The organism is Pedococcus sp. P2_E2, assembly GCF_056403955.1.
Map to the genome: position 1 here is coordinate 495,985 of NZ_JBFUEM010000001.1, position 22,553 is coordinate 518,537.

Genomic DNA, 22,553 nt, shown 5'->3' on the forward strand with positions numbered 1-22,553 from the left:
ACCCTCCTCCTCGGAGAATACGCGCGCCGTCCTGCCTGAGCCTCCGGCGCGAACAGTGCGCCAGGTCAGGAGGCCACGGACTGGCCAGCAGGGCGGCCCGCGCGTCGGTCCCGCGCGCTCACGGTGCCCGCGCGGTCGGCAATCCGGGTGGCGACGTGCTTGGCGTCCCGCCCCGCGCCGTAGATCAACATCGAGGAGGCGGCGTACTGGAACTGGAGGCCGCAGAAGTACAGCCCCGTGACCTCGTCCGGCACCCCGCGGAGCTCCCGCGGCCACCCGTCCTCGCCGAAGACCGGCAGGTCGACCCAGTCGAACGCCTGCCTGAACCCCGTGCACCACACCACGGTTCGGGCGTCGACCACGCGCCCGTCGTCGAGCAGGGGCAGGCCCTCCCTGGCGCCGACCACCCGACCGGTCACCCAGTCCACCCCACGCCCGGCAAGGTCCCGCTGCTGGATCCGCAGGCGGGGTCCTCCGTGGCGGAAGTGCTCCTTGGCCTTGCGGCCCAACGGGTTCGACCGGGTCAGCACGTTGCGGAAGACGAAGAGCATCGTCGGGAAGACCACCCTGAACAGGGGCGAGCCGAACGGCACCGGGATCTGGCCCGTGTCCGGTCCCGCCAGCACTGTCTCGTGGGTCGCCGCCACCTCAAAGGCGATGTCGCACCCCGAGTGAGCGGCGCCGACGACCAGCACCTGACCCTCGGGGAGCTGGGACGCGCGGCGGTACTGGCTGGAGTGCAGCTGCCGGATAGACGGATCGAGCTGGTCGGCAAAGCTCGGCACGTGGGGCGTCCGCCCGAAGGTACCGGTGGCCACCACGACGTGGTCGGCGTGGATCTGCCCTCCCGCGGTCGTGACCACGTAGCCCGACGACCCGACCTGCGCGTCGGGGGAGCCGCCCGGTGGGATGGACAGCGGAGACACCCGCTCCACGCGCGTGCCGAGCCGCACCGGCAGCCGGAAGCGCGCGGCATACGCCTCCAGGTAGTCGGCGAACTCGTCCTTGGTCGGGAAGGCCCACCGCGGTGCGGGGAAGGCCATCCCCGGGAGGCCGTCGGCCCACGCCGGGCTGAACAGCCGCAGGCTGTCCCACTGCTGGCGCCAGCCGTCGCCCACCCGGACGGACGAGTCGAGGACGACGCACGGGCGCCCCATCCGTTGGAGGTGGTGGGCGGTGGCGAGGCCTGCCTGCCCGGCCCCGATGATCACGGTCTCGATGTGTTCGGTGCGCATTGCTCGCTCCCCGGGGGTGTCACTGACACGGTCGTCACCGACGTTCGGTAGCGCAGGCTCCAGAAGAGCATGAGGGCCGAGGTGACGATGTAGAAGGTGTGCAGCATCCAGATCGGGCCCGGCGGCAGGTGGAAGACGTACAGCGAGTAGACGAGGTTGCCGACGTTGGCCAGGACGAGGTTGCTGCGGCTGTAGGACCTGAGGTCCTTGCTGCGGGCGGCCTTCCCCAGCATGGGCAGCGCGCTGGCCGCGAAGACGACCGTGGCGATGGTGCCCGCTACCAGGGGAAGGGAGCTGTTCATGTCCTCGACGCTAGGGAGCGCGGGCCAGGTCCCTCGTCGGGCGGTACGCCCATTCACCCCACGCGGTCCCTGACCCGATTCACCCACTGACGGGTATGCCGGGTGCGCGCCACGCGGGCGCCTCACCTCAGCCGCGGGGCATCACCGAGGGTCGCACGACGCGGACGGAGAAGGCGGTGAGGCCGATCCGCAGCGACGCGGTGCGCGCCAGGTGGCGGCACACGAGGATCGTCACCACGGCCGGGACCGCACCGGAGATCAGCAGCCCGGTGCGGGGACCGAGGTGTTCGGCCAGCAACCCGACGACGGGGCCGCCGAGTGCCCCGCTGCCGATGAACACCAGCATGTAGAGGCCGACGACCCGGCCGCGCAGGTGGTCGGCGGTGGCGAGCTGGACCAGCGACTGGGCCGACGTGAGGAAGCCCAGGTTTGCAGCGCCGACGAGGACGAGCAGGAGGGTGAAGGACAGCTGGTCGGGCGCTGCCGCGGAGAGGAGCATGGCCATCGCCAGGGCCCAGGCGGCCAGCCCCACTGTCCGCAGGCGCAGCGGCTTGCTGCGCCGTGCGGTGGTGAGGGCGCCGGCCAGGGCCCCGACCGCGACGACCCCGTTGAGCAGGCCGAGACCGCTCGCGCCCGAGTGGAACTCGTCCTTGGCGAACGCGGCCAGCGTGACGGGCAGGCTGATGGTGAAGAAGCCGAACGCCCCGACCATGACCACGGGCCACAGGACCGTCGGCGTTCGGAGGGCGTACTCCAGACCCTCACGGATCCCGGGGGAGACGGGGGCCTTGACCGGCTCTCCAGCGGGGCGGGCGAGCCCGACACGGCTCTGGCCTGCTCCGCGCATGAGCAGGAGCGCGGTGACGGGCGCCGCGAACGTGAGGGCGTTGACCGCGAACGCAAAGCCCGCACCCACACTGCTCATCAGGAGGCCACCGATGACGGGGCCTGCCATCGCGCCGATCTGGAAGGTGCAGGACACCAGGCTGATCGCGTTGCGCAGCTGCGGTCCCTCGACGACCTCCGACACGAAGGACTGGCGCACGGGGTTGTCGACCGCTGTGACGACTCCGAGGACGGCCGCCAGGAGGAAGACCTGCCAGACCCGGACGTGCCCGCTCAGCGTGAGCAGCGCCAGCACGGCTGCGGTCAGCGACATCGACACCTGGGTGGCCAGCAGGATGGCGCGCTTGGGGAAACGGTCCGCGAGCAGACCGCCGTGCAGGCCCAACGCCAGGGTCGGCAGGAACTGGCAGGCGGTCGTGATCCCGACTGCGGTCGGGCTGTCGGTGAGCGTCAGGACCAGCCAGTCCTGGGCGATTCGCTGGATCCACCCGCCGGTGCCCGAGATCAGCAGGCCGGACAGCAAGAGCCTGAAGTTGCGATTCGCGAGCGAGGGAAAGGTGCGTGAAACATGTTGGGGGAGTGCGGGATCGGAGAGGTGGACTGTGTTGGCAGCGGTGGAGCTCATGAGTCGTCCTGGACGGTTTCGCGTGTGGGTTGGTTGCGTTCACCTCCAGTGTGCGCGCGACGACGTTCCCCTCGCTGCATTCTGAGACAGAATGAGTAATATAAGTGTCATTGCGATTCGCAATGATCGCCACGTGTCCCGAAGGAGTGGTCGTGTACGAGCCGGAACTGCTCCGCACCTTCCTCGCCGTGACCCAGGCGCTGAGCTTCACCCGGGCCGCGGAGGCCCTCGGGATCCGTCAGCCCACTGTCAGCCAGCACGTGCGCAGGCTCGAGGAGGCGGTCGGACGGCCGCTATTCGTCAGGGACACCCGCAGCGTCGCGCTCACCTCGGACGGCGAGGCGATGGCCGGCTTCGCCCGCGAGATCCTGGCCGCACAGGAACGAGCCGTCGGCTACTTCACCGGCTCCCACCTTGCCGGTCGGCTCCGCTTCGGGGTGACCGACGACCTCGCCCTGACACCCCTGCCGCGCATCCTGCGGGACTTTCGCCAGCTCTATCCGCGGATCGACCTCGAGCTGACCGTCCTGCAGAACGAGGGGCTGCTCAGGCGCATCGAGTCGGGTCACCTCGACGTCGCCTTCGTCAAGCGAAACGCGGGCACCTCGACCCTGGCGCGCGGACAGCTCGTCCGCCGCGACCAGCTCGTGTGGGCCGGAGTCGACGGCGCCCGGGTGGATTCCGACCAGCCGGTGCCGCTCGTCGTCTACCAGGCGCCCAGCCTCAGCCGGGCCATCAGCGTGCAGGCGCTCGAACGCGTCGGCCGCCGCAGCCGGATCACCTGCACGGTCCGCGGCGTCAACGGGGTGCTCGCCGCCGTCCGAGCTGGCCTGGGCATCTCCGTCATGGCGCGCACGCTCATGCCGCCTGACCTGGTCGAGCTCCCGGCCTCCAGCGGGCTGCCCAAGCTGCCGCACCTCGACCTCATGCTGCTGACCAACCGCCAGGCACCCGCCGAGGCGGCCACAGCGCTCACGTCGGCCATCCTGGCCAGTGGCGCGCCGCGAGGTCCGGTCACCGGAGGCTGACCGAGCGTGAGCTCGCGCTACAGCGGCCGGAGCTCGCTGTCCATCGTCCCCATGAGGTGGATCGCCCGAAGCCGGCTGAGCAGCAGGTCGGCCCGCACCTCGACCCGTGCGCTGTGGTGGACCGCCGCCGCACCGGTGCACAACGGGTGGACCTCGCCAGCAGCAGCTGCCCCGCAACGGCACCACGCGGCATACGCATCGGTGGCGCTTCGACCAGAGGCAACAGGCGAGTTCTTCACGAGACCGCACGCTAGGAGCGGGCCCCCACGGCAAGTCACGCAACAAGGCCGACCCCCTCCGTTCGTCCGAGGGGAAGCTGACCGAAAGAGGCGCCACCTCCCGGACCTTCGGTAGGCCACGGGCAGGCTGACGGGCGCCCGCGCCCCTTCGGCCGGTCAGTCGGCGAAGCCAAGGGGCGTACTGTGAAGGGGACGATAGTGGCGTGGCCCGACCGGGTGGCGCCCAGTCCGTCCGCGACGGGGATGACCACGGTGATGATCCAGGCAGGGACGAAGACCGCATTTCCAGTGCTCCGCGAAGGGCGGCTGTCGTCCTCCGGTCGCATGCTCCTCGCCGAGCTGCACGCGGCGATGGCCTTGGCACAGGCGGAGGTCGCCGCGCAACGACGTCCTCCGTCGGACCCCAACGTGCTCGCGATCGCGCGCGGGCGCCTCGTGACGGCGATGGCGGACTACGAGGAGGCGCTGACCTCCCTCCACCTGCCGATCCCCCCGCGGCTGCGCGACGACCTGCGGCTGCTGCGCCGAGTGGTTCGCCACTGACGCGAGCTCCATCCGGGCGTCAGCGGTCGGGCTGGGGATAACTTCGGGGGGAGGTCGCCGGGTTCGGGCAGCATTCGGGGCATGAGCTACGAAGACCTTCCACGCGAGCTGCGCACGATTCCGTTGACTGACACCACGATCCAGGCTGACGTGGTCGACCTGATCCTGGGCATCGAGGAACGCCGAGACGGTGCCCTGGCCCTGATGGTGTGCGACGAGGCGGACCGGGGAGTGCAGCCGGTCGTCCTGTCCGATGTGCCGCCGGAGGCGCCGACCGCCGACATGCGCAGCCTCCTCGACCTGCTGCTTCCGATGGTCGGTGAGACGGGTGGGGCGATCCTGGTCGCTCGCGGACGCCGTCGTGGCGTGACGCCGACCGACAACGACCGGGCCTGGCACCAGGAGACGATCGAGGCCTGCGCGCGCCACGAGGTCCGGCTGCTGGGCTTCTACCTTGCGTCGCCGGACGGCGTCGAGGCCCTGCCACCGCCACTGTGCCAGGCGTCCTGACCTGACGCGATCAGGCGCACCTCAGTACTGGGCGCGGGCGACCTTCTGGAGCCGGGGCCACTCGCCGTCGATGCAGAGGTCGCGTCCGATGTCGAGCATGGCCGCGCCGAACAGCGCTCCCGTGGAGATGAACGCGGGGTGCACGTGCCCGAACACCTCGAGGGTCACGGTGCCGTAGAGCCGTGACCAGGACCGCTCGAACATCCAGATCATGCCGGGGGTCGGTCCACCCAGCGGGTCGGTCACCTCGGCCGGCTTGATCTCGCTGCGCAGCACCTTGAGCAGGTCAGCGTCGAGGTCGGAGTCGGCCGGGATGGGGAACTGGTACTTGACCCACAGCCGCCCGAAGATCTCGCTGAAGAAGGCCCCGAACATCTTCACGCCCGACTCCTCGGGCAGGCATCCGTCCAGGGAGGTGATCACCACGGGCTGAGCCGCCGCGGCCTCCTCGATCGCGGCCGAGGTCGCCGAGGCGAAGACGAGCTGGAACTCGTTGCGGTTGGTCAGCGCCCACTTCCGGAACGCCGCGGCGGACGCGACGATCTGCGCGGCCGGGTCATCCGGCTCCTGCTGGTCCCTCGCGGTCGTCATGGCCGCCACCACGTCCTCGAAGATCGACCGGGCGACGCGCACCATCAGCTCGGCGTGGCTGTCGACGTAGCGGTAGAGCGCCGGGGGAGTCAGTCCCATCTCCTGGGCGACGCCGCGCACCGAGACGTCCTCGCCGTCGCGAAGCAGCTGTCGCGCCACGTCGACGATCTCGTCGAACGTCGCCTGCCGCTGACGCTCTCGCCGCGTCGGAACCGCGGTCATCTCGCCCTGCTTCCTCGTCCGCGAACGGTCTGGATGCCCTGTGCCCTGGTTTGTCCTGCAGAGTTAACCATGAAGCCTTGACAACTTAGTTTACACCCATCACTGTTACTGCTGTAAACATTGGTGATGCAGGGTTGCGAGGGAGTGGTTCGGATGCACAGGTGGGGTCAGCTCGTCGCACGAAGGTCCTGGTTGGTCCTCCTCGGGGGCATAGCGGTGGTCCTGGCCGCCGCGGCATACGGGATAGGAGTGTTCGGCAACCTCTCCAACGGCGGGTTCGACGACCCCGCCACCGACTCGGCGAAGGAGCTCGTCCTCGAGCAGGCGACCTTCCCCGGCCGGGAGACCGACCTCGTGATCGTCTACTCCAGCCCGACCCTGCGGGTGGAGGACCCGGCGTTCCAGCGCGCGGTCACCGACACCCTGACCGCACTGCCCAGGACCGATGTGGCCGGGACGGTGACCTACTACGACACCAGGTCGCCGGGGCTGGTGAGCAGCGACGGACACGCCACGCGCGTCATCGTCACCCTCGCCGGCACCAGCCAGGACGCCAAGAGCGACAACTGGGACGCCGTCAAGGGTGACCTCGACGCCCCCGGGCTGAGCACGAGTGTGGGTGGCCGCTGGGCGGTCTTCGGCGACGTCAACGAGCAGGTCTCCAAGGACATCGCGCGCGCCGAGTCGATCTCGCTGCCGATCGTCTTCCTGCTCAGCCTGCTGATCTTCGGCAGCCTCGTCTCGGCCCTGATGCCCACCCTGGTCGGCGGGATCGCCGTGATGGGTGCGTTCGCGGTGGTGCGCCTCATCACGGGGGTCACCGACGTCTCGATCTTCTCGATCAACGTCATCACCCTGCTCGGCATGGGCCTGGCGATTGACTACGCACTCTTCGTCGTGAGCCGCTTCCGCGAGGAGCTGGCGCACCAACCCGACACGTCCCGGGAGAGCGTCCGCGCGGCCGTGGAACGCACGATGGCCACCGCCGGTCGCACCGTGCTCTTCTCCGGCCTCATCGTCGCCGCCTCGCTCGCGTCGCTGCTGCTGTTCCCCCAGAACTTCCTGCGCTCGATGGGCTACGGCGGGATGGCCGCAGTGCTGGTCGCGATGCTGGCGGCCCTGACGGTGCTGCCCGCCCTGCTGGGGGTGCTCGGGTCCCGCATCGAGTTCGGCCGTATGCCGTGGCGCCGCGGCTCGCGCGCCCACCTCGCCGACGCGCGCACCCCCGACGAGCTGCACGGCGCGGACCACGAGGTGGTGCACGGCACCTGGGCCAGGGTCGCGCACAGCGTGATGCGTCGTCCCGTCGCCTACCTCGTGGCCATCGTCATCGGCCTGCTCGCGCTGGGCAGCCCGTTCCTGGGGGCGCAGTGGGGCAGCGTCGACGAGCGTGTCCTGCCGGTCAGCTCGCCCAGCCGCCAGGCCGCGGACCTGCAGGCGGACCTGTTCGGTGGCGAGACGTCCACCGCGTCGATCATGGTGCGCGGGGCGGATGAGGTGGCCACCTCGGCTTACCTCACGAGCCTGAAGGCGGTTGACGGGGTCACCCAGGCGCAAGCCGTGGCGACCCGGTCCGTGGACGGCCAGCAGCTCACGCTGGTGCAGGCGACCTGGCAGGGGAACTCCCAGACCTCGAGCAGCCAGGACGTGCTCAAGGGCATCCGGGCCGTCGACCTGCCCACTGGCACCACCGCGCTGGTCGGTGGCCCGACCGCCGACGCCGTGGACCTGATCGACTCGATCGGCGACCACCTGCCGTGGATGGCGCTCATGGTGGCGGCCGTGATGCTCGTCCTGCTGTTCGTCGCCTTCGGTTCGGTCGTGCTGCCCCTCAAGGCCATCGTGATGAACGGCGTGTCCATCGTCGCGTCCTTCGGCGTGGTCACCTGGATCTTCCAGGAAGGTCACCTGTCGGGGCTGCTGGGCTTCACTTCTCCCGGCTACCTCGACGTGACCCAGCCGATCCTGATGCTCGCGATCCTGTTCGGCCTCTCGATGGACTACGAGGTGTTCCTGCTCAGCCGCGTGCGTGAGGAGTGGGACCGCACCGGGGACAACACCCGGGCGGTCGCGGCCGGCGTGCAGCGGTCCGGGCGCATCATCACCAGCGCCGCCCTGCTGCTGGCCGTCGTCATCGGTGGCTTCGCGACGAGCGGGATCGTCTTCCTCAAGATGATCGGGGTGGGCATGCTCGTGGCCGTCCTGCTCGACGCCACCGTCGTGCGGGCCCTGCTCGTGCCCGCCACGATGCGACTGCTGGGCAGGGCGAACTGGTACGCACCCGGTCCACTCGCGCGGTGGTGGGAGCGGCACGGACACCGTGAGGAGCCAGCTTCTCGCGAGTCGGTCCTGGTGCCCGCCCCGGAGCTGGCAGTCGCGCCCTGACCCGGGCGGGCGGCATACCGTGCCAGGGCTTCGGTGCTCACCGAAGCCCTGGCCACGGCACCACCGCCCCCGCTGCCTGCCGGCGGCTGCCGGGACTGCTCTCGGGTGACTTGACCAAGTCTTGACTTTGGGGCCAAACGGATGAGGGGACGGCGCGGGCCGAACCGCGATACTGAGATCGTGCTGGGGACCGAATTCACGCGCACCCTGCGCGCCGCCCAAGCCGGCGAAGAGGATGCCTTCGCCCGGCTCTGGCGTGATGCCAACCCGGCCATGATCCGCTACCTGCGGGTCGTCGGGCACGACGATCCCTACGACGAGGCCTGCGAGGGCTGGATCACCGTCGTGCGCGGTCTGCCCGGGTTTGTCGGGGACGAGCTCGCCTGGCGCGTGTGGTTGCTCGCCTGTGCCCGCCAGCGCGCCGAGGAGAGCACGCTCCGACGGGCCTGGGGGTCGGTCACCGTGCTGCCGGGGATCCAGGTCGAGGGCGATGGCGAGCTCGACATCGACGAGCTGATCGAGTCCGACGCAGGAGGCGACCCGGTGCACCGCGGGATCAACGACACCCTGACCGCGTTGCGCGCCCTGCCCCTCGGGCAGGGCGAAGTCGTCGTGCTGCACCTGGGGGCGGGCTTGCCGCCCAGTGCGGTGGCCGACGTCGTCGGCGTGGACCAGGCGAACATCGAACGGGCCGAGTCGCGGGCCCTGGAGCGGCTGGCCACCGACGCCGACCTGCTCGCGTGGTCGTTGGCCGCCCCTCCCACGCCGGCGGAACTGGCTGACGAACACATCGCGTTGAGTGCCTTCCGCAAGATCCCGTCCTCGGCACGCCGGTCGCCGGGGGTCAAGGTCATCGCCATCGGTCTGGGCTCCGCGGGCGCCGTGACCGCGGCGGCAGCCGGTCGGTCGCGGGCCGCGCTCCTGACCGCGACGGCCCTGTCCGTGTCGGTGATGTCGCTGGGCGGTCTCGGGGCAGCCGCCTACGTCGGGGTGCTGCCCGACCCGGTCCAGCAGGTCCTGCACGACACCGTCGGGGCACCGGCGCCCGAGGCCCCGGGCAAGGGCACGTCATCGGACCCCGGGAGCAACCCGACGACCCCGCCGAATGCAGGCGTGGGGCCCCATGCCGCGGGCAGCCCCGCCGCAGGCCTGTGCAGGGCGTGGGCCTCGGACAAGGCCAAGGGCACCGCTCGCGACCGGTCGGTCGCCTTCCGCAACCTGACGGGCACTGCCGGTGGGGCGGACCGGGTGGAGGCGTACTGCGCAGGGGTCCTCGCGGCCAAGCCCACCAAGGGTTCGTCGGCACCGACGGCGCGCGTCATCCCGTCGGCCAAGCCCACGCACCCGACGAAGCCGTCGACCACCAAGGCACCGAGCACCAAGACGCCGGCTCCGCACTCGCCCGCGACGCATGCCCCCAACCTCACCCCCAACTCGACGAAGTCCGTGACGCCGCCCGCCCAGGGCAAGTCGGCCAAGGCCGGCACCTCGGCGTCCGCCCCGAGTGACCCGGCCACGACCGGCGACAGAGAGGCGCCGAACCCGCGGTCGTCCGGCAAGGGCGTCAAGACCGGCGGCTGACGGTCCCCGACCGGCGAACGACCACGACGGGGCGCTCGCGTAGGCTTCCCGCCGTGCTCCTCCCGCTGACCGTCGTCGTGCTCGTGGCGGCGGTGTGCCTGATGGCCGTCGCCGCCTGGTATGCCGCGCGCAGCCGCCTCGTCGACGACCGCCTCCTGCTCGTGGCCGGGGTGACCGAGCTGGGGCTCCTGGTGCAGCTGGTGGTCTGCCTCGTCCATCTCGGGCGGGTACCCGGTGGCGGCGCCGAACAGGCGACGTTCGCGGCCTATGCGATCACGCTTCCCTTCGTGCCGCCGGCGGCACTGTTCCTCGCGCTGAAGGAGAAGACCCGCTGGGCGATGGGGGTCGTGGCCGTCGGGGCGTTCGCCGTCGCGGTCATGACCGCTCGACTCCAACAGATCTGGAACCTCCGTGGCTGAGACCCCGTCCGCCCCTTCGACCCGATCGGGACCGGGCGTGGTCCTCGTCGCGGTCTACGGCCTGCTGGCTCTCGCGGCCACCGGTCGTTCGGTGCTGCAGATCTCCGAGTACTTCTCGAGGGCGCCGCTGGCCTATGTCCTGTCGGCGCTCGCAGCGGTCATCTACCTCATCGCGACGGTCGCGCTGGAGCGCGGCGACCTCACGTCGCGCCGCGTCGCGCTGGTGGCGATCAGCGTCGAGCTGGCAGGCGTGCTCATCGTGGGTCTGGCGTCCTACCTGGCCACGGACGCCTTCCCCGACAAGACGGTGTGGTCGCACTTCGGGTCCGGCTACGGCTTCGTGCCACTGGTGCTGCCGGTGCTCGGCCTGCTCTGGTTGCGGCGCACCCGTCCCAGCTGAGGGCTGGTCGGCTGTCGTCGACCGCTAGTCCGTGGCTTCGTCGACCGGCTCGTCGACTGGTTCGAGGACGAACACGGGGATCAGCCGGTCGGTCTTGACCTGGTAGTCGGCGTAGGGCGGGAACGCCTCGACGCACCGCGGCCACCACTCCTCGCGCTCGGCACCCTCGAGCTCCCGGGCCCGGACCGTCCACGTGCGGTCGTCGTCCTGGAGGTCGAGGACCGGGTTCTTGCGGATGTTGGCGTACCACTTGGGGTGCTCCGGCGCGCCACCCTTGCTCGCCACCGCGGCATACACACCGTCGTGCTCGACGCGCATCAACGGCACCTTTCGCACCTTGCCGGAGAGGCCGATCATGGTCAGCATCACGACCCGTCGACCCTGGATGGCGACCGCTCGGGTCGTCCCGGCGGCCTCGATCTGCTCGACCTGCGTTCGGACCCAGCCGGTGGGGCTGGCGACGTACTCACCAACAATGCTCATGGGTCCATCACAGCACGAACCGGCACATCTCGGGTGGAGGGGTCGAGCAGGCGGGTCGGCTCGGTGGGAGCTGTCGGGCGCCGAGGATCCGGCGCACATGCGACTGTGGACAACTCCGGGAGGCGTCCCACGACCGACCTACCCTCGGACCCATGACCCGGATCGAGGTGAACTCCGACACCATCGTGGCGCTGGGCGCTTCCCTCCGGGAGGTGGCCGACGACCTCCTCTGGCAGGCGGTGCGCAGCTCGGAGCAGACCTGGGCGCTGGGCCCCGGCGACAGCGCCGGAGCCCTCGCGTCGGTGCTGGGTGACTTCGAGCACCAACGTCACGTGCTCGGCCGCGCGCTCGAGGACCTCGCGGCCGCGACGGCGCTGGCCGGGCGGCTGTACGCCGACGTCGAGGGCAGGAGCGCCGCTGCCTTCGACGGTGGCCAGGGATGACGATCCTGAGGCCGCTGTCGGGTGATCCCGGCACGGTGCGCGCACTCGCCGACCGGCTGGCCGGGCAGGGCGAGCTGCTGCTGGCCCTGGCGAGCACGGTGCGAAGCCTCGGCGACCCGAGCAGGACGACCTGGGAGGGGCCGGGCGGCGCCGCCTTCGCCGCTCGGTCCCGCACCGCGGCCTCGCTCCTGGTCTCGGTCGGGCGTCGCTACGCGGTGTCGGCGGTGGCCCTGCGGCCCCTTGCCGCAGCCCTGGCGGAGGCGCAGCACGACGCCTCCTGGGCGGTGACGACGCACGCGGAGGCGTGGCAGCTAGCGGTCGCCCTCGGCAACCGGCGGGTGACGGCGCAGGAGAGCGCCGACCCGACGCAGCGTGCGGTCGCCGCGGACTTGCACCGCAAGGAGCTGGAGCAGCTCGAGCTCGTCCAGGTCGCCGAACGCCGCCATGCCGCAGCCTGGCATCGGTTCGCCGAGGCGGACCACCGGTGCGCCACGGTTCTGCACCAGCTCGTCCAGGACGGCCTCGACGACTCACGGATGTACGACTCGCTGACGGGGCTCAGTCGCGGGGCCGGCGTGCTCGGGAGCGCGGCAGGGGCCGTGGCGATGGCTCCCACGCCGCCGTCCAAGGCGCTGGGGGTCGCCGCCGGGGCGTGCGACGGACTCCAGCTGACGGCAGACGCGGTGGTCAAGGTCGGCTACGGCGACGGGGACTGGGGCCACATCGGCGTGGGCGCCGCCATGTCGGTCACCGGCGCCGCGTCCGGCGTGCTCAAGCGAGGCGCCCTGGCGACGAACCCCGCGGCCCTCGCGGGCCCGACGAGGACGGCGCGACGCTCGCTGCGCTTCGGCACGGCTCAACGGCTCCGGCTCGCGACGGCCGAGGAGCTTCGCCGCGCCGGTCGAGCCGAGTACCAGCCCGACGCCCGCACGTTCCGCGCGACCCGGTCGCCGGGCTCGCCGACCGCGACGGCGCACTGGGTGGCCGAGCAGGTCGCGGGACGTGCACGCGTCCTCGTGCGCAACAAGTGGCTCGACGACCTCGCCCTGGTGACCCGTGACCCCGACCGGTCGCGGACGATGTTCGTCACCGGCCTCGCGGCCGAGGCGACCGCGGCGGGTCTGGGGGCCGTCGGCACCGGGCGCGACCTGTACGCCCGGCACGAGGGGGACCTGGCGATGCGGGCCCGCGACGCCACCGACGCGCGCGGCACCACCCCCGATCCCGACCCACGTCCCGGCGCTCGCTGACCCGCCGTTCGTGCGTCCGCCATGAGAGATGGGTATGCCGCTCGCTCACCTCCCCGGCGTAGCCTCGGCCCAGGTCATGAGTGCCAGCGACAAGCCCCGGCTCGCTGGCCGGCAACCCTCCTCCGCGGTGGGGTGCCCCGGGTGAAGACCTGGCGGGCGGCGCAGTTGCCGTCCGCAAGCGCGGGAGACCCACCACGTGTCCCGCACCGTTCCGGCGGTGGCATCAGTGATCACAGGACCTCGGGAGCTCGAACCTCCCCTTCACAGGCACCTCGACCACCCGCTCCGCCGGTGACGGGCCCCCGATCCGTGCCACGCGGCATACGAGAGTGAAGGACACCGAGATGAGCTCCACCAACTGGTCGTTCGAGACCCGGCAGGTCCACGTCGGACAGGAGCCGGACGCCGCCACCGGCGCTCGCGCCCTGCCGATCTACCAGACGACGTCCTACGTCTTCAAGGACACGGAACACGCGGCAAACCTGTTTGCCCTCAAGGAGTTCGGCAACATCTACACCCGCATCATGAACCCGACCCAGGACGCTGTCGAGCAGCGAGTCGCGTCGCTCGAGGGCGGGGTCGGGGCGCTGCTGGTCGCCTCGGGCCAGGCCGCCGAGACCCTGGCCATCCTCAACATCGCCGAGGCGGGGGACCACGTCGTGGCGAGCCCGAGCCTGTACGGCGGCACCTTCAACCTGCTCAAGCACACCCTCCCCAAGTTCGGGATCGAGGTGGGCTTCGTCGAGGACCCCAACGACCTGGAGTCGTGGCGGGCCGCCGTCCGGCCCAACACCAAGCTGTTCTTCGGCGAGACGATCTCCAACCCGAAGTCGGAGGTGCTCGACATCGAGGGCGTCGCGGCCGTCGCCCACGAGGCCGGAGTGCCGCTCGTCGTGGACAACACGATCGCGACGCCCTACCTCATCCGTCCGCTGGAGTGGGGAGCCGACATCGTCGTGCACTCGGCGACCAAGTACCTCGGTGGTCACGGCACGTCGATCGCAGGGGTGATCGTCGACGGGGGCACGTTCGACTTCGGGGCCGACCCCCACAAGTTCCCCAACTACAACACCCCGGAGGAGAGCTACCACGGGCTGGTGTTCGCGCGGGACCTCGGCGTGGGGAGTGCCTTCGGCGCCAACCTCGCGTTCATCCTCAAGGCGCGCGTCCAGCTGCTGCGCGACCTTGGTCCCGCGATCGCACCGTTCAACGCCTTCCTCATCGCCCAGGGCATCGAGACGCTGAGCCTGCGCATCGAGCGGCACCTGGAGAACACGCACAAGGTGGCGGCGTTCCTCCAGCAGCACGAGCAGGTCGAGCAGGTCGTGTGGGCCTCCCTGCCGGACCACGAGTCGTACGCGAAGGCAACGAAGTACACGCCGCGGGGTGCTGGGGCGGTGCTGGCGTTCGAGATCGTCGGCGGCGTCGAAGCGGGGCGACGGTTCGTCGAGTCCCTCGTGCTGCACAGCCACGTCGCCAACATCGGTGACGTGCGCTCGCTCGCGATCCACCCGGCCTCCACGACCCACTCCCAGGGCCCGGACGGCGATCGTCTGAAGGCCGGGGTGACGCCGGGGCTGGTGCGCCTCGCCGTGGGCATCGAGCACATCGACGACATCCTTGCCGACCTGGAGCAGGGCTTCATCGCGGCCAAGGGCGTCTGAGCCGACTGCTGACACCTGCGTCCGACCCAACACGTCGAATGCAGGTGTCAGCCGGCGGCCGCGGGGGGATACTGGGGCATGGCTTCGCATCCGGGGCCCGTGACGCTCCACCTGCACGTCCACACGGTCCACCTTCCACACCAGGTCGCACCGCTTCTCCTCGTCGCGGTCGTGACGGTCCTTGCCGTCGTCCTCGTGCTGGTGACCGTCGCAGGTGGCGGGGCGATCCTGGCTCCCGACCAGCTGCCGAACCCGCGCAACCTGACGACACTGGTGCGCTGAGCAGATCCAGGGGTGGCTGGGGCTCACCCGTATGATTTCGCCCGTGTCCTCCGAGCAGCGGTCCCGGTCTCGGCGGCCACGTCGGGCGGGCCCACCTCGGCCCGCGCGCGTCCCGCCGCCCGTGCCGGAGCTCAAGTACCCGCCGGACCTGCCGGTCGTCACGCGCAAGGACGACATCGCCGCCGCGATCCGCGACCACCAGGTCGTCATCGTCGCGGGCGAGACGGGCTCGGGCAAGACCACCCAGCTGCCCAAGATCTGCCTCGAGGTGGGGCGCGGGCAGGCCGGACTGATCGGGCACACCCAGCCGCGACGCATCGCAGCCCGCTCGGTCGCCGAGCGGATCGCCGAGGAGCTCGAGGTGGAGCTCGGCGGCGCGATCGGCTACCAGGTGCGTTTCACCGACCAGAGCAGCGACTCCACCCTCGTCAAGGTGATGACCGACGGCATCCTCCTCAACGAGATGCAACGAGACCGGTTGCTGCGCAAGTACGACACGATCATCATCGACGAGGCGCACGAGCGGTCGCTCAACATCGACTTCATCCTCGGCTACCTCAAGCAGCTGCTACCGCGACGCCCTGACCTCAAGGTCATCATCACGTCGGCGACGATCGACCCCCAGCGGTTCGCGGAGCACTTCCTCTCGGCCCGTGGTGAGCCGGCGCCGATCATCGAGGTGTCCGGCCGCACCTACCCGGTGGAGGTCCGCTACCGCCCCCTCGTCGACCCTGAGCGACCCACCGCCGAAGAGCGCGACCAGGTCACCGGCGTGTGTGAGGCCGTCGAGGAGCTGTGGACCGAGCGGGCCGCGGACGGCACCGGTCACGACATCCTCGTGTTCCTGTCCGGGGAGCGCGAGATCCGGGACACGGCGGACGCGCTGGAGAGCATGAAGCTGCCGCAGACCGAGGTGCTCCCGCTCTACGCGCGCCTGTCCGCGGCCGAGCAGCACAAGGTCTTCGGACGAGCCGCCGGACGCCGGATCGTGTTGGCCACCAACGTCGCCGAGACCTCGCTCACTGTGCCCGGCATCCGCTACGTCGTCGATGCCGGCACCGCGCGCATCTCGCGGTACTCCCAGCGCACCAAGGTGCAGCGGCTGCCGATCGAGGGGATCTCGCAGGCGAGTGCGAACCAGCGCGCCGGCCGCTGTGGGCGCCTCGCCGACGGCATCTGCATCCGGCTGTACTCCGAGGAGGACTACGAGGCGCGACCGGAGTTCACCGAGCCCGAGATCCAGCGCACCAGCCTCGCGTCCGTCATCCTCCAGATGACCTCGCTGGGCCTCGGCGACATCGCGGCCTTCCCCTTCGTGGACGCCCCGGACGCCCGTCAGGTGGCCGACGGCATCCGACTGCTGGAGGAGCTGCAGGCCTTCGACATCGGGCAGGACGGCCCAGACGGGTATGCCGCGGCGTCGCCCTCCACGGGCCCGCCCCGGAAGGGGCGTGGCCGCGGAAGGCGGCTCACGGCATACGGGACGTCGTTGGCCCGGCTGCCCGTGGACCCGCGGCTGGGACGCATGCTGATCGAGGCGGGCGCGCTGGGCTGCACCCGCGAGGTGCTGGTCATCGTCGCCGCGCTCTCCATGCAGGACCCGCGCGAGCGACCTGCCGACAAGCAGACCCAGGCCGACCAGTCGCATGCGAGGTTCCGCGACGAGCACTCTGACTTCATGTCGTTGCTGAACCTGTGGGCCTATCTCAAGGAACAGCAGAAGGCGTTGTCGCACAGTGCTTTTCGGCGCATGTGCCGCACGGAGTACCTGCACTACCTGCGGGTGCGGGAATGGCAGGACCTGCACAGCCAGCTGCGCAAGGCGTGCCAGGACGTCGGCATCGACACCAAGGCGGCGACCGCAGCCCCGGGGGAGCCGCCCAACGCCGACCTCATCCACCAGGCGTTGCTGGCCGGACTGCTGTCCCACATCGGGCTGCGCGACGAGGCCAAGCGTGACTACCTGGGGGCCCGCGGTGCACGGTTCGGCATCTCGCCCGGCTCGACGCTCTTCCGCCGCCAGCCGACCTGGGTGATGTCGGCCGAGCTCGTCGAGACGACCCGGCTGTGGGCGCGCAGCAACGCCAGGATCGACCCGATCTGGGCCGAGCGGCTGGCCCACCACCTCGTCAAGCGCACCTACTCCGAGCCGCGTTGGTCTCGCAAGCAGGGCGCCGTGGTGGCGACCGAGAGGGTCACGCTCTACGGCGTCCCCCTCGTGGCCGCCCGCACCGTGCAGTATGCGCGGATCAACCCCGAGGAGTCGCGGGACCTGTTCATCCGGCATGCCCTGGTCGAGGGGGACTGGGACACGCACCACGCGTTCTTCACCGCGAACCAGGCTCTGCTGCAACGACTCTCCGAGCTCGAGGAACGAGCCAGGCGTCGCGACATCGTCGTCGACGAGGAGGACCTCGTGGCGTTCTACGACGCACGGGTACCCGCCGAGGTGGTCTCCCAACGCCATTTCGACCGCTGGTGGAAGGACGCCCGCCGCACGACGCCGCAGCTGCTGACCTTCACCGAAGAGCTCCTCACCCGCGAGAGCGCGGAGGGGGTGTCCGCCCTCGACTACCCGAGGACGTGGACACAAGGGGGCATCGAGCTGCCGGTCACCTACCAGTTCGAACCGGGTGCGGCGGCGGACGGCGTGACGGTGCACATTCCTGTCCAGGTGCTCAACCAGGTGTCCGACGCGGGCTTCGACTGGCAGGTGCCCGGGCTGCGGGAGGAGCTGGCGACGGCGCTGCTGCGGTCACTGCCGAAGGCCACCCGGGTGCACTTCGTCCCGGCGCCCGACCACGCGGCTGCTGCCCTCGCGCAGGCCCAGCCCGGCGGCGACCGACGGCTGGCTGACGAGCTCGCTCGGGTGCTCCGCGCACGCACCGGGATCCAGGTGCCGCCCGAACAGTTCGCGGCAGACCGAGTCCCCGACCACCTGCGCATCACGTTCGCCGTCGAGGACGGCACTGGACGCGTGCTGGGCAGCGGCAAGGACCTGGGCGCCCTCCAGGAGCAGCTGGCCGGCCAGGTGCAGCGGCGGATGTCGAGTGCGGCCGCAGCCATCGAGCGGAAAGGACTGCGGCAGTGGGACTTCGGTGACCTGCCTGCGACCTTCGAGTCGACGTCCGGTGGCCAGACCGTTCACGGCTTCCCTGCGCTGGTGGACCGCGGCGACCGCGTCGACATCGTCGTGATGCCCGGCGCGAGAGAGGCGGGCGCGGCCACTGCGCTGGGCGTGCGGCGGCTGTTGCTGCTCAACACGACGGCGCCCTGGAAGCGAGTGCTGGCCACCCTCAGCAACGCGCAGAAGCTGGCTCTGGGCGACAACCCGCACGGCTCCGTGCCGGCCCTGCTCGACGACGCCCTGGCCTGCGCCGTCGACGCGATCGTCCTCGAGCGAGATGGCCTCGGGGCGGGCGCCGATGGAGTCCGCGACGCCGCCACGTTCGGCGCGGTGCTCGCAGCGGTCCGCACCCACATCGCGACGCGCGTCCTGACGGTGGTCGCGGAGGTGGAGCCGGTCCTCTCCGCGGCGAGGGAGGTGCGGGTGCGCCTCGACGGCCTCACCGCTCCAGCCGCGTCGGCCCTCGTCGCCGATGTCCGAGCCCAGCTCGACAGCCTCGTCTACGGCGGCTTCATCGCCGATACCGGGCTCGCGCGCCTGCCCCACCTGCGGCGCTACCTGCGGGCGATGCTGCAACGGCTGGAGAAGGCCCCGTCCTCGCCGGCCGCGCTGGCGCGCGACGCGGCCAATCAGGAGGTCGTGGACCGGGTCGAGATCGCGTATGCCGACCTGCTCGACTCCCTGCCGCCCGTCGAGCGCCGTTCGGCCCCGGTCCGGGACGTGGGGTGGATGGTCGAGGAGCTGAGGGTGAGCCTGTTCGCAAACGGGCTCGGCACGGCATACCCGGTGTCGGAGAAGCGGATCCGCGCGGCCATCGCCGCCCTGGGGTGACTCGCGGCACTCCTGCTGCACAACCGACGAGGGCCCCGACCACAGGTGGTCGGGGCCCTCGTCGGCGCGATGAGCAGCTCAGGCGAGGTGCACGTTCTCGTGTCCCTCGGACGACAGCGACTCGTGCTTGACGTTCAGGAAGCCGAAGGTGATCAGCGAGCCGATGATGATCATCACGCCGGCTACCAGGTAGGCGTGGCTGGAGCCGAACGTCTGCGCCTGCAGCGCGATCTGGTGCTGTGCGGCCTGGAGCTGCTCCGGGGACAGAGCGCCAGACGCGGCCTTGGTCTGGAGCGCGGCACCGAGCTCGGCGCCCTTGTCCTTGGCGCCGTTCGCGAAGACCGTGCTGAGGGTCGCCAGGCCCAGGGCCCCACCGACCTGCTGCATGGTGTTCAGCACCGCCGAGGCGACACCGGAGTCCTCGGACGCCACGCCGGCGGTGGCCGTGAGCGTCATCGGCACGAAGGTGAGGCCCATGCCGACCGCGAGGACGGTGATCCAGGGCAGGAGGCCCGTGGCGTAGGAGCTGTCGACGTCGAGCTGGGCGAAGCCGAACATGCCCGTCGCGGCGAGCAGGGTGCCCACCCCGGCGATCCATCGGGGGTCCACGCGGGTCATCAGGGTGGAGGCGATCTGCGCCGCCACGACGATGCCGAACGAGAACGGCAGGAACGCGAAACCGGACTTCAGCGGCGAGTAGCCCAGCACCTGCTGGATGTAGAGGCCGAGGAAGTAGAACATCGCGAACATCGCGGCACCGACGATCAGCATCACGGCGAAGGACGTGCCGCGGGTGCGGTCGGCCAGGATGCGGATCGGCATGAGCGCGTGGGAGGAACGCATCTCCACGACGACGAACGCGACGAGCATCGCGACACCGGCGATGAGCGTGGTGAGGGTGGTCGCCGAGGTCCAGGAGTCGCTGGCGGCGTTGGTGAGGCCATAGACCAGGGACACGAGCCCACCGGTGCCCAGGATCGCCCCGGGGACGTCGATCCGGCCCTTGCCGGGCTCCGACTCGGAGAGGAAGCGCGGCGCCATGAAGGCCACGAGGAGGCCGATCGGCACGTTGATGAACATCGTCCAGCGCCAGTCGATCTCGGTGAGCGCGCCACCGAGGATGAGGCCCACGGCCGCACCGGCGCCGGACATCGCGGCATACACGCCCATGGCGCGGTTGCGGGCCGGCCCGGCCGGGAACGTCGTGGTGATCAGGGCGAGGGCGGTGGGGGAGGCCAGCGCGGCACCGATGCCCTGCAGCGCGCGGGCGCCGAGCAGCATGCCCTCGGTCTGGGCGAGGCCGCCGAGGAGCGAGGCCCCGGCGAAGACGAGCACACCGGTCATGAAGACCTTGCGGCGGCCGAACAGGTCACCGAGGCGCCCCCCGAGGAGCAGCAGCCCACCGAAGGCGAGCGTGTAGGCCGTGACGACCCACGAGAGGTTCTCCTGGGTGAAGCCGAGGTCGGCCATGATGTGCGGCATCGCGATGTTCACGATCGTGCCGTCGAGCACGACCATGAGCTGCGCGGCCGTGATGACGGTCAGGGCGATGCCGAGGTGCCGGCCCTTGCCGCTGGGCGCGGCGTCGGGTTCCGGAGTCGAGACGGACTCGACGACAGCAGTCGAAGACATGGATGTTCCTTGGTGTGTGGGTGGTGCGTGGCTGGTGGTGTGGTGAGGCGTGGTGGGTCAGTCGCGCTGCAACGTCGCGGCGCAGGCGGGGAGGACGACGCTGTCCACCAAGGCGATGAGGCGCTCCTGCGACGGGTGGGAGCCCGACAGCATGGCCTCGTGGATGGTGATCGCCGGCAGCAGTCGCGCCAGCAGTTCCAGATCGGCGTCCTTGCCGATCTCCCCGCGCTGCTGAGCGGCGCGGAACGTCTTGAGGGTGACCGCCATCTTGGGAGCCATCAGGCGGGTCATGATGGCGTCGCGCAGCTCGGGGTCGCGGTGCAGGGACCCGAGCAGTGCGGCGAAGACCTGCAGAGGGAGGTCCTCACCGAGGCCGCCCTTGGCACAGGCCTGGGCGATGAGGTCGCCACGCAGGGAGCCGGTGTCGGGGTAGCGGTCGGCCTCGACGCCGACCATCAGCTGGAGCGCGTCGATCACGAGGTCGACCTTCGACGGCCAGCGGCGGTAGAGAGTGGCCTTCGAGGCCTTGGCCGCACTGGCCACCGCGTCGAAGTTGAGGCGGTCGTACCCCACGTCGGCCAGGGTCACGAGCGCGGCCTCGAGGATCTCCCGTTCGCGGTCGCCCTCGACCCGGGGGCGGGAGCGCGCCTGCTCGGGCGCCTCCGCAGTTCCCCTGGTCGTGGTGGCGGTGCTGGTGGGGGTCACGGGGTTCCTTGCGTCGTGGATAGAACGAAACTGTTTCGTTTCATCAAACTCTAGGCTCGGGCGACCCATTCCACAAACCCGGCAAGTGTGACGGGCGTCACATCGAGGCGGTGACGCAGCTCGCGCCGGTGGTGGAGGCGGGGCGCGGAATCCCCTGCCATGCTGGAGCGTTGGCACTGTGGACCGGGACGCCCGCCAGCGTCCCGGGCGAGAACCACCATCCCCACGAGCCCAGGCGACACCTGGGACCGACCGCTGGAGTAGCCGTGTTGAACCCATCCGAGCTCTACCACTTCGAGACCGACACCGACCCGCAGGAGCTGCGTGCGTCGGTCATGGTCGTCGCGCTCGGCGGCTTCATGGACGCGGGCCACACGCAGCGGATCCTCACCGAGCACCTCCTCGGCTCCGGCGAGTCCACCGTCGTCGTGTCCTTCGACACCGACCAGATGGTCGACTACCGCAGTCGTCGGCCCGCCATGGTCTTCGACTCCAACCGCTGGATGAGCTACGACGACCCGTGCCTGGCGCTGCACCGCCTCGTCGACCGGGACGGCACGCCCTTCCTCCTGCTGACCGGACCCGAGCCGGACTTCCAGTGGGAGCGGATGACCGAGGCGGTCCGACAGCTCGTGGTGCTGCTCGGCGTCAACCTCGTCGTCAGTGCCCACGGCATCCCGATGGCGGTCCCGCACACCCGCCCGATCGGCCTCACGTCCCACGCGACCGACCCGCGGCTGATTCCCTTGCAGGACAACCCGTTCGGTCGCGTCGAGGTGCCGGCGAGCCTGTCCTCCCTGCTCGAGCTCAGGCTGGGGGAGTCGGGCCACGACGCCCTCGGGTTCGCGGTGCACGTCCCGCACTACCTCGCCCAGGCAGAGTTCGCCGACGGAGCGGTGACCGCGCTCAACGCGATCACCGCCGCGACCGGGCTCAACCTGCCCATCGACGACCTCATCGCGCAGGCCGGCCTCAACCGGGCCGAGATCGCCCGCGAGATCGAGGGGTCCGACGAGGTGTCGCAGGTGATCGCCGCCCTGGAGCGCCAGTACGACACCTTCAGCGAGGGTCGCCAGAAGCCGAGCCTGCTGGCCACGGACGTGAGCGAGCTGCCGTCAGCGGACGAGATCGGCGCCGAGTTCGAGCAGTTCCTGCGGGACGTCGCCGATGACGAGGCCTCCGGCGAGGGCAACCCGAGCTGACCGGTCGC

General features: G+C 70.7%; 21 protein-coding genes and 1 riboswitch. Of the genes, 13 read left to right on the forward strand and 8 right to left on the reverse strand.

Annotated elements, in window-relative coordinates:
• Positions 1 to 65: 65 nt before the first annotated feature.
• The 3 genes from AC1DWR_RS02340 to AC1DWR_RS02350 all read right to left on the reverse strand — a co-directional run bounded on the left by AC1DWR_RS02340 (position 66) and on the right by AC1DWR_RS02350 (position 3,008).
• Entirely contained in the window at positions 66 to 1,235 is a 1,170-nt protein-coding gene (locus AC1DWR_RS02340) for a flavin-containing monooxygenase (RefSeq protein WP_477623533.1), read from the reverse strand.
• Complete coding sequence (locus tag AC1DWR_RS02345) at positions 1,208 to 1,537, reverse strand: hypothetical protein (RefSeq protein WP_477623534.1); 330 nt, start codon at positions 1,535 to 1,537, stop codon at positions 1,208 to 1,210. The genes AC1DWR_RS02340 and AC1DWR_RS02345 overlap by 28 nt, the downstream gene beginning before the upstream one ends.
• 127 nt (positions 1,538 to 1,664) lie before the next feature.
• Entirely contained in the window at positions 1,665 to 3,008 is a 1,344-nt protein-coding gene (locus AC1DWR_RS02350) for an MFS transporter (RefSeq protein WP_477623535.1), read from the reverse strand.
• 152 nt (positions 3,009 to 3,160) lie between these two features.
• On the opposite strand from AC1DWR_RS02350, the gene AC1DWR_RS02355 reads away from it, so the two are divergent.
• Positions 3,161 to 4,036: a LysR substrate-binding domain-containing protein gene (locus AC1DWR_RS02355; protein ID WP_477623536.1), complete on the forward strand. Its 876-nt coding sequence runs from the start codon at positions 3,161 to 3,163 to the stop codon at positions 4,034 to 4,036.
• 17 nt (positions 4,037 to 4,053) lie between these two features.
• Here the strand turns inward: AC1DWR_RS02355 and AC1DWR_RS02360 are convergent, their stop codons facing one another.
• Complete coding sequence (locus AC1DWR_RS02360; RefSeq protein WP_477613351.1) at positions 4,054 to 4,275, reverse strand: hypothetical protein; 222 nt, start codon at positions 4,273 to 4,275, stop codon at positions 4,054 to 4,056.
• 183 nt (positions 4,276 to 4,458) lie between these two features.
• Between AC1DWR_RS02360 and AC1DWR_RS02365 the strand changes: the two genes are divergently transcribed.
• Positions 4,459 to 4,818 carry a hypothetical protein gene (locus tag AC1DWR_RS02365; RefSeq protein WP_477623537.1) on the forward strand — a complete coding sequence of 120 codons (360 nt, stop codon included), beginning with the start codon at positions 4,459 to 4,461 and terminating at the stop codon, positions 4,816 to 4,818.
• 81 nt (positions 4,819 to 4,899) lie between these two features.
• On the forward strand, positions 4,900 to 5,328 hold the full coding sequence (locus AC1DWR_RS02370; RefSeq protein ID WP_477623538.1) for a hypothetical protein: 429 nt from the start codon (positions 4,900 to 4,902) through the stop codon (positions 5,326 to 5,328).
• A 21-nt stretch (positions 5,329 to 5,349) separates the two neighbouring features.
• Here the strand turns inward: AC1DWR_RS02370 and AC1DWR_RS02375 are convergent, their stop codons facing one another.
• The gene (locus tag AC1DWR_RS02375; protein ID WP_477623539.1) at positions 5,350 to 6,141 is read right to left on the reverse strand and encodes a TetR/AcrR family transcriptional regulator; all 792 of its coding nucleotides are present in this window, start codon (positions 6,139 to 6,141) and stop codon (positions 5,350 to 5,352) included.
• Positions 6,142 to 6,294: 153 nt separating this feature from the next.
• On the opposite strand from AC1DWR_RS02375, the gene AC1DWR_RS02380 reads away from it, so the two are divergent.
• From AC1DWR_RS02380 to AC1DWR_RS02395, 4 genes are all read left to right on the forward strand, one after another.
• Positions 6,295 to 8,526: an MMPL family transporter gene (locus AC1DWR_RS02380; protein WP_477623540.1), complete on the forward strand. Its 2,232-nt coding sequence runs from the start codon at positions 6,295 to 6,297 to the stop codon at positions 8,524 to 8,526.
• 180 nt (positions 8,527 to 8,706) lie between these two features.
• Positions 8,707 to 10,107, forward strand: coding sequence for an RNA polymerase sigma factor (locus tag AC1DWR_RS02385; RefSeq protein ID WP_477623541.1), 1,401 nt, complete (start codon positions 8,707 to 8,709; stop codon positions 10,105 to 10,107).
• Positions 10,108 to 10,160: 53 nt separating this feature from the next.
• Complete coding sequence (locus AC1DWR_RS02390; protein WP_477623542.1) at positions 10,161 to 10,526, forward strand: hypothetical protein; 366 nt, start codon at positions 10,161 to 10,163, stop codon at positions 10,524 to 10,526.
• On the forward strand, positions 10,519 to 10,926 hold the full coding sequence (locus AC1DWR_RS02395; protein WP_477623543.1) for a hypothetical protein: 408 nt from the start codon (positions 10,519 to 10,521) through the stop codon (positions 10,924 to 10,926). Before AC1DWR_RS02390 ends, AC1DWR_RS02395 begins: the two co-directional genes overlap by 8 nt.
• Before the next feature lie 24 nt (positions 10,927 to 10,950).
• On the opposite strand, the gene AC1DWR_RS02400 is transcribed toward AC1DWR_RS02395, so the two are convergent.
• Positions 10,951 to 11,409, reverse strand: coding sequence for a nitroreductase family deazaflavin-dependent oxidoreductase (locus tag AC1DWR_RS02400; protein ID WP_477623544.1), 459 nt, complete (start codon positions 11,407 to 11,409; stop codon positions 10,951 to 10,953).
• A 152-nt stretch (positions 11,410 to 11,561) separates the two neighbouring features.
• Here AC1DWR_RS02400 and AC1DWR_RS02405 point away from each other — a divergent pair, with 152 nt between their 5' ends.
• The 5 genes from AC1DWR_RS02405 to hrpA all read left to right on the forward strand — a co-directional run bounded on the left by AC1DWR_RS02405 (position 11,562) and on the right by hrpA (position 19,006).
• Positions 11,562 to 11,852 carry a hypothetical protein gene (locus tag AC1DWR_RS02405; protein WP_477623545.1) on the forward strand — a complete coding sequence of 97 codons (291 nt, stop codon included), beginning with the start codon at positions 11,562 to 11,564 and terminating at the stop codon, positions 11,850 to 11,852.
• The gene (locus AC1DWR_RS02410; protein WP_477623546.1) at positions 11,849 to 13,102 is read left to right on the forward strand and encodes a hypothetical protein; all 1,254 of its coding nucleotides are present in this window, start codon (positions 11,849 to 11,851) and stop codon (positions 13,100 to 13,102) included. Before AC1DWR_RS02405 ends, AC1DWR_RS02410 begins: the two co-directional genes overlap by 4 nt.
• A gap of 72 nt (positions 13,103 to 13,174) precedes the next feature.
• A riboswitch (SAM riboswitch) is annotated at positions 13,175 to 13,289 on the forward strand.
• 157 nt (positions 13,290 to 13,446) lie between these two features.
• Positions 13,447 to 14,766, forward strand: a complete 1,320-nt coding sequence (locus AC1DWR_RS02415; RefSeq protein ID WP_477623547.1) for a bifunctional o-acetylhomoserine/o-acetylserine sulfhydrylase — start codon at positions 13,447 to 13,449, stop codon at positions 14,764 to 14,766.
• Between the two features lie 99 nt (positions 14,767 to 14,865).
• The gene (locus tag AC1DWR_RS02420) at positions 14,866 to 15,048 is read left to right on the forward strand and encodes a hypothetical protein (protein WP_477623548.1); all 183 of its coding nucleotides are present in this window, start codon (positions 14,866 to 14,868) and stop codon (positions 15,046 to 15,048) included.
• 31 nt (positions 15,049 to 15,079) lie between these two features.
• A complete protein-coding gene (gene hrpA, locus AC1DWR_RS02425) occupies positions 15,080 to 19,006 on the forward strand; it encodes an ATP-dependent RNA helicase HrpA (protein ID WP_477623549.1) in 3,927 nt (1,308 codons plus the stop codon).
• Positions 19,007 to 19,084: 78 nt separating this feature from the next.
• Here hrpA and AC1DWR_RS02430 read toward each other — a convergent pair whose 3' ends face one another.
• Together AC1DWR_RS02430 and AC1DWR_RS02435 are read right to left on the reverse strand one after the other, a co-directional pair.
• A complete protein-coding gene (locus AC1DWR_RS02430; RefSeq protein WP_477613337.1) occupies positions 19,085 to 20,638 on the reverse strand; it encodes a DHA2 family efflux MFS transporter permease subunit in 1,554 nt (517 codons plus the stop codon).
• Positions 20,639 to 20,695: 57 nt separating this feature from the next.
• A complete protein-coding gene (locus AC1DWR_RS02435) occupies positions 20,696 to 21,343 on the reverse strand; it encodes a TetR-like C-terminal domain-containing protein (RefSeq protein WP_477623550.1) in 648 nt (215 codons plus the stop codon).
• Positions 21,344 to 21,609: 266 nt separating this feature from the next.
• On the opposite strand from AC1DWR_RS02435, the gene AC1DWR_RS02440 reads away from it, so the two are divergent.
• The gene (locus tag AC1DWR_RS02440; protein ID WP_477623551.1) at positions 21,610 to 22,545 is read left to right on the forward strand and encodes a PAC2 family protein; all 936 of its coding nucleotides are present in this window, start codon (positions 21,610 to 21,612) and stop codon (positions 22,543 to 22,545) included.
• The last annotated feature ends 8 nt before the right edge of the window (positions 22,546 to 22,553 follow it).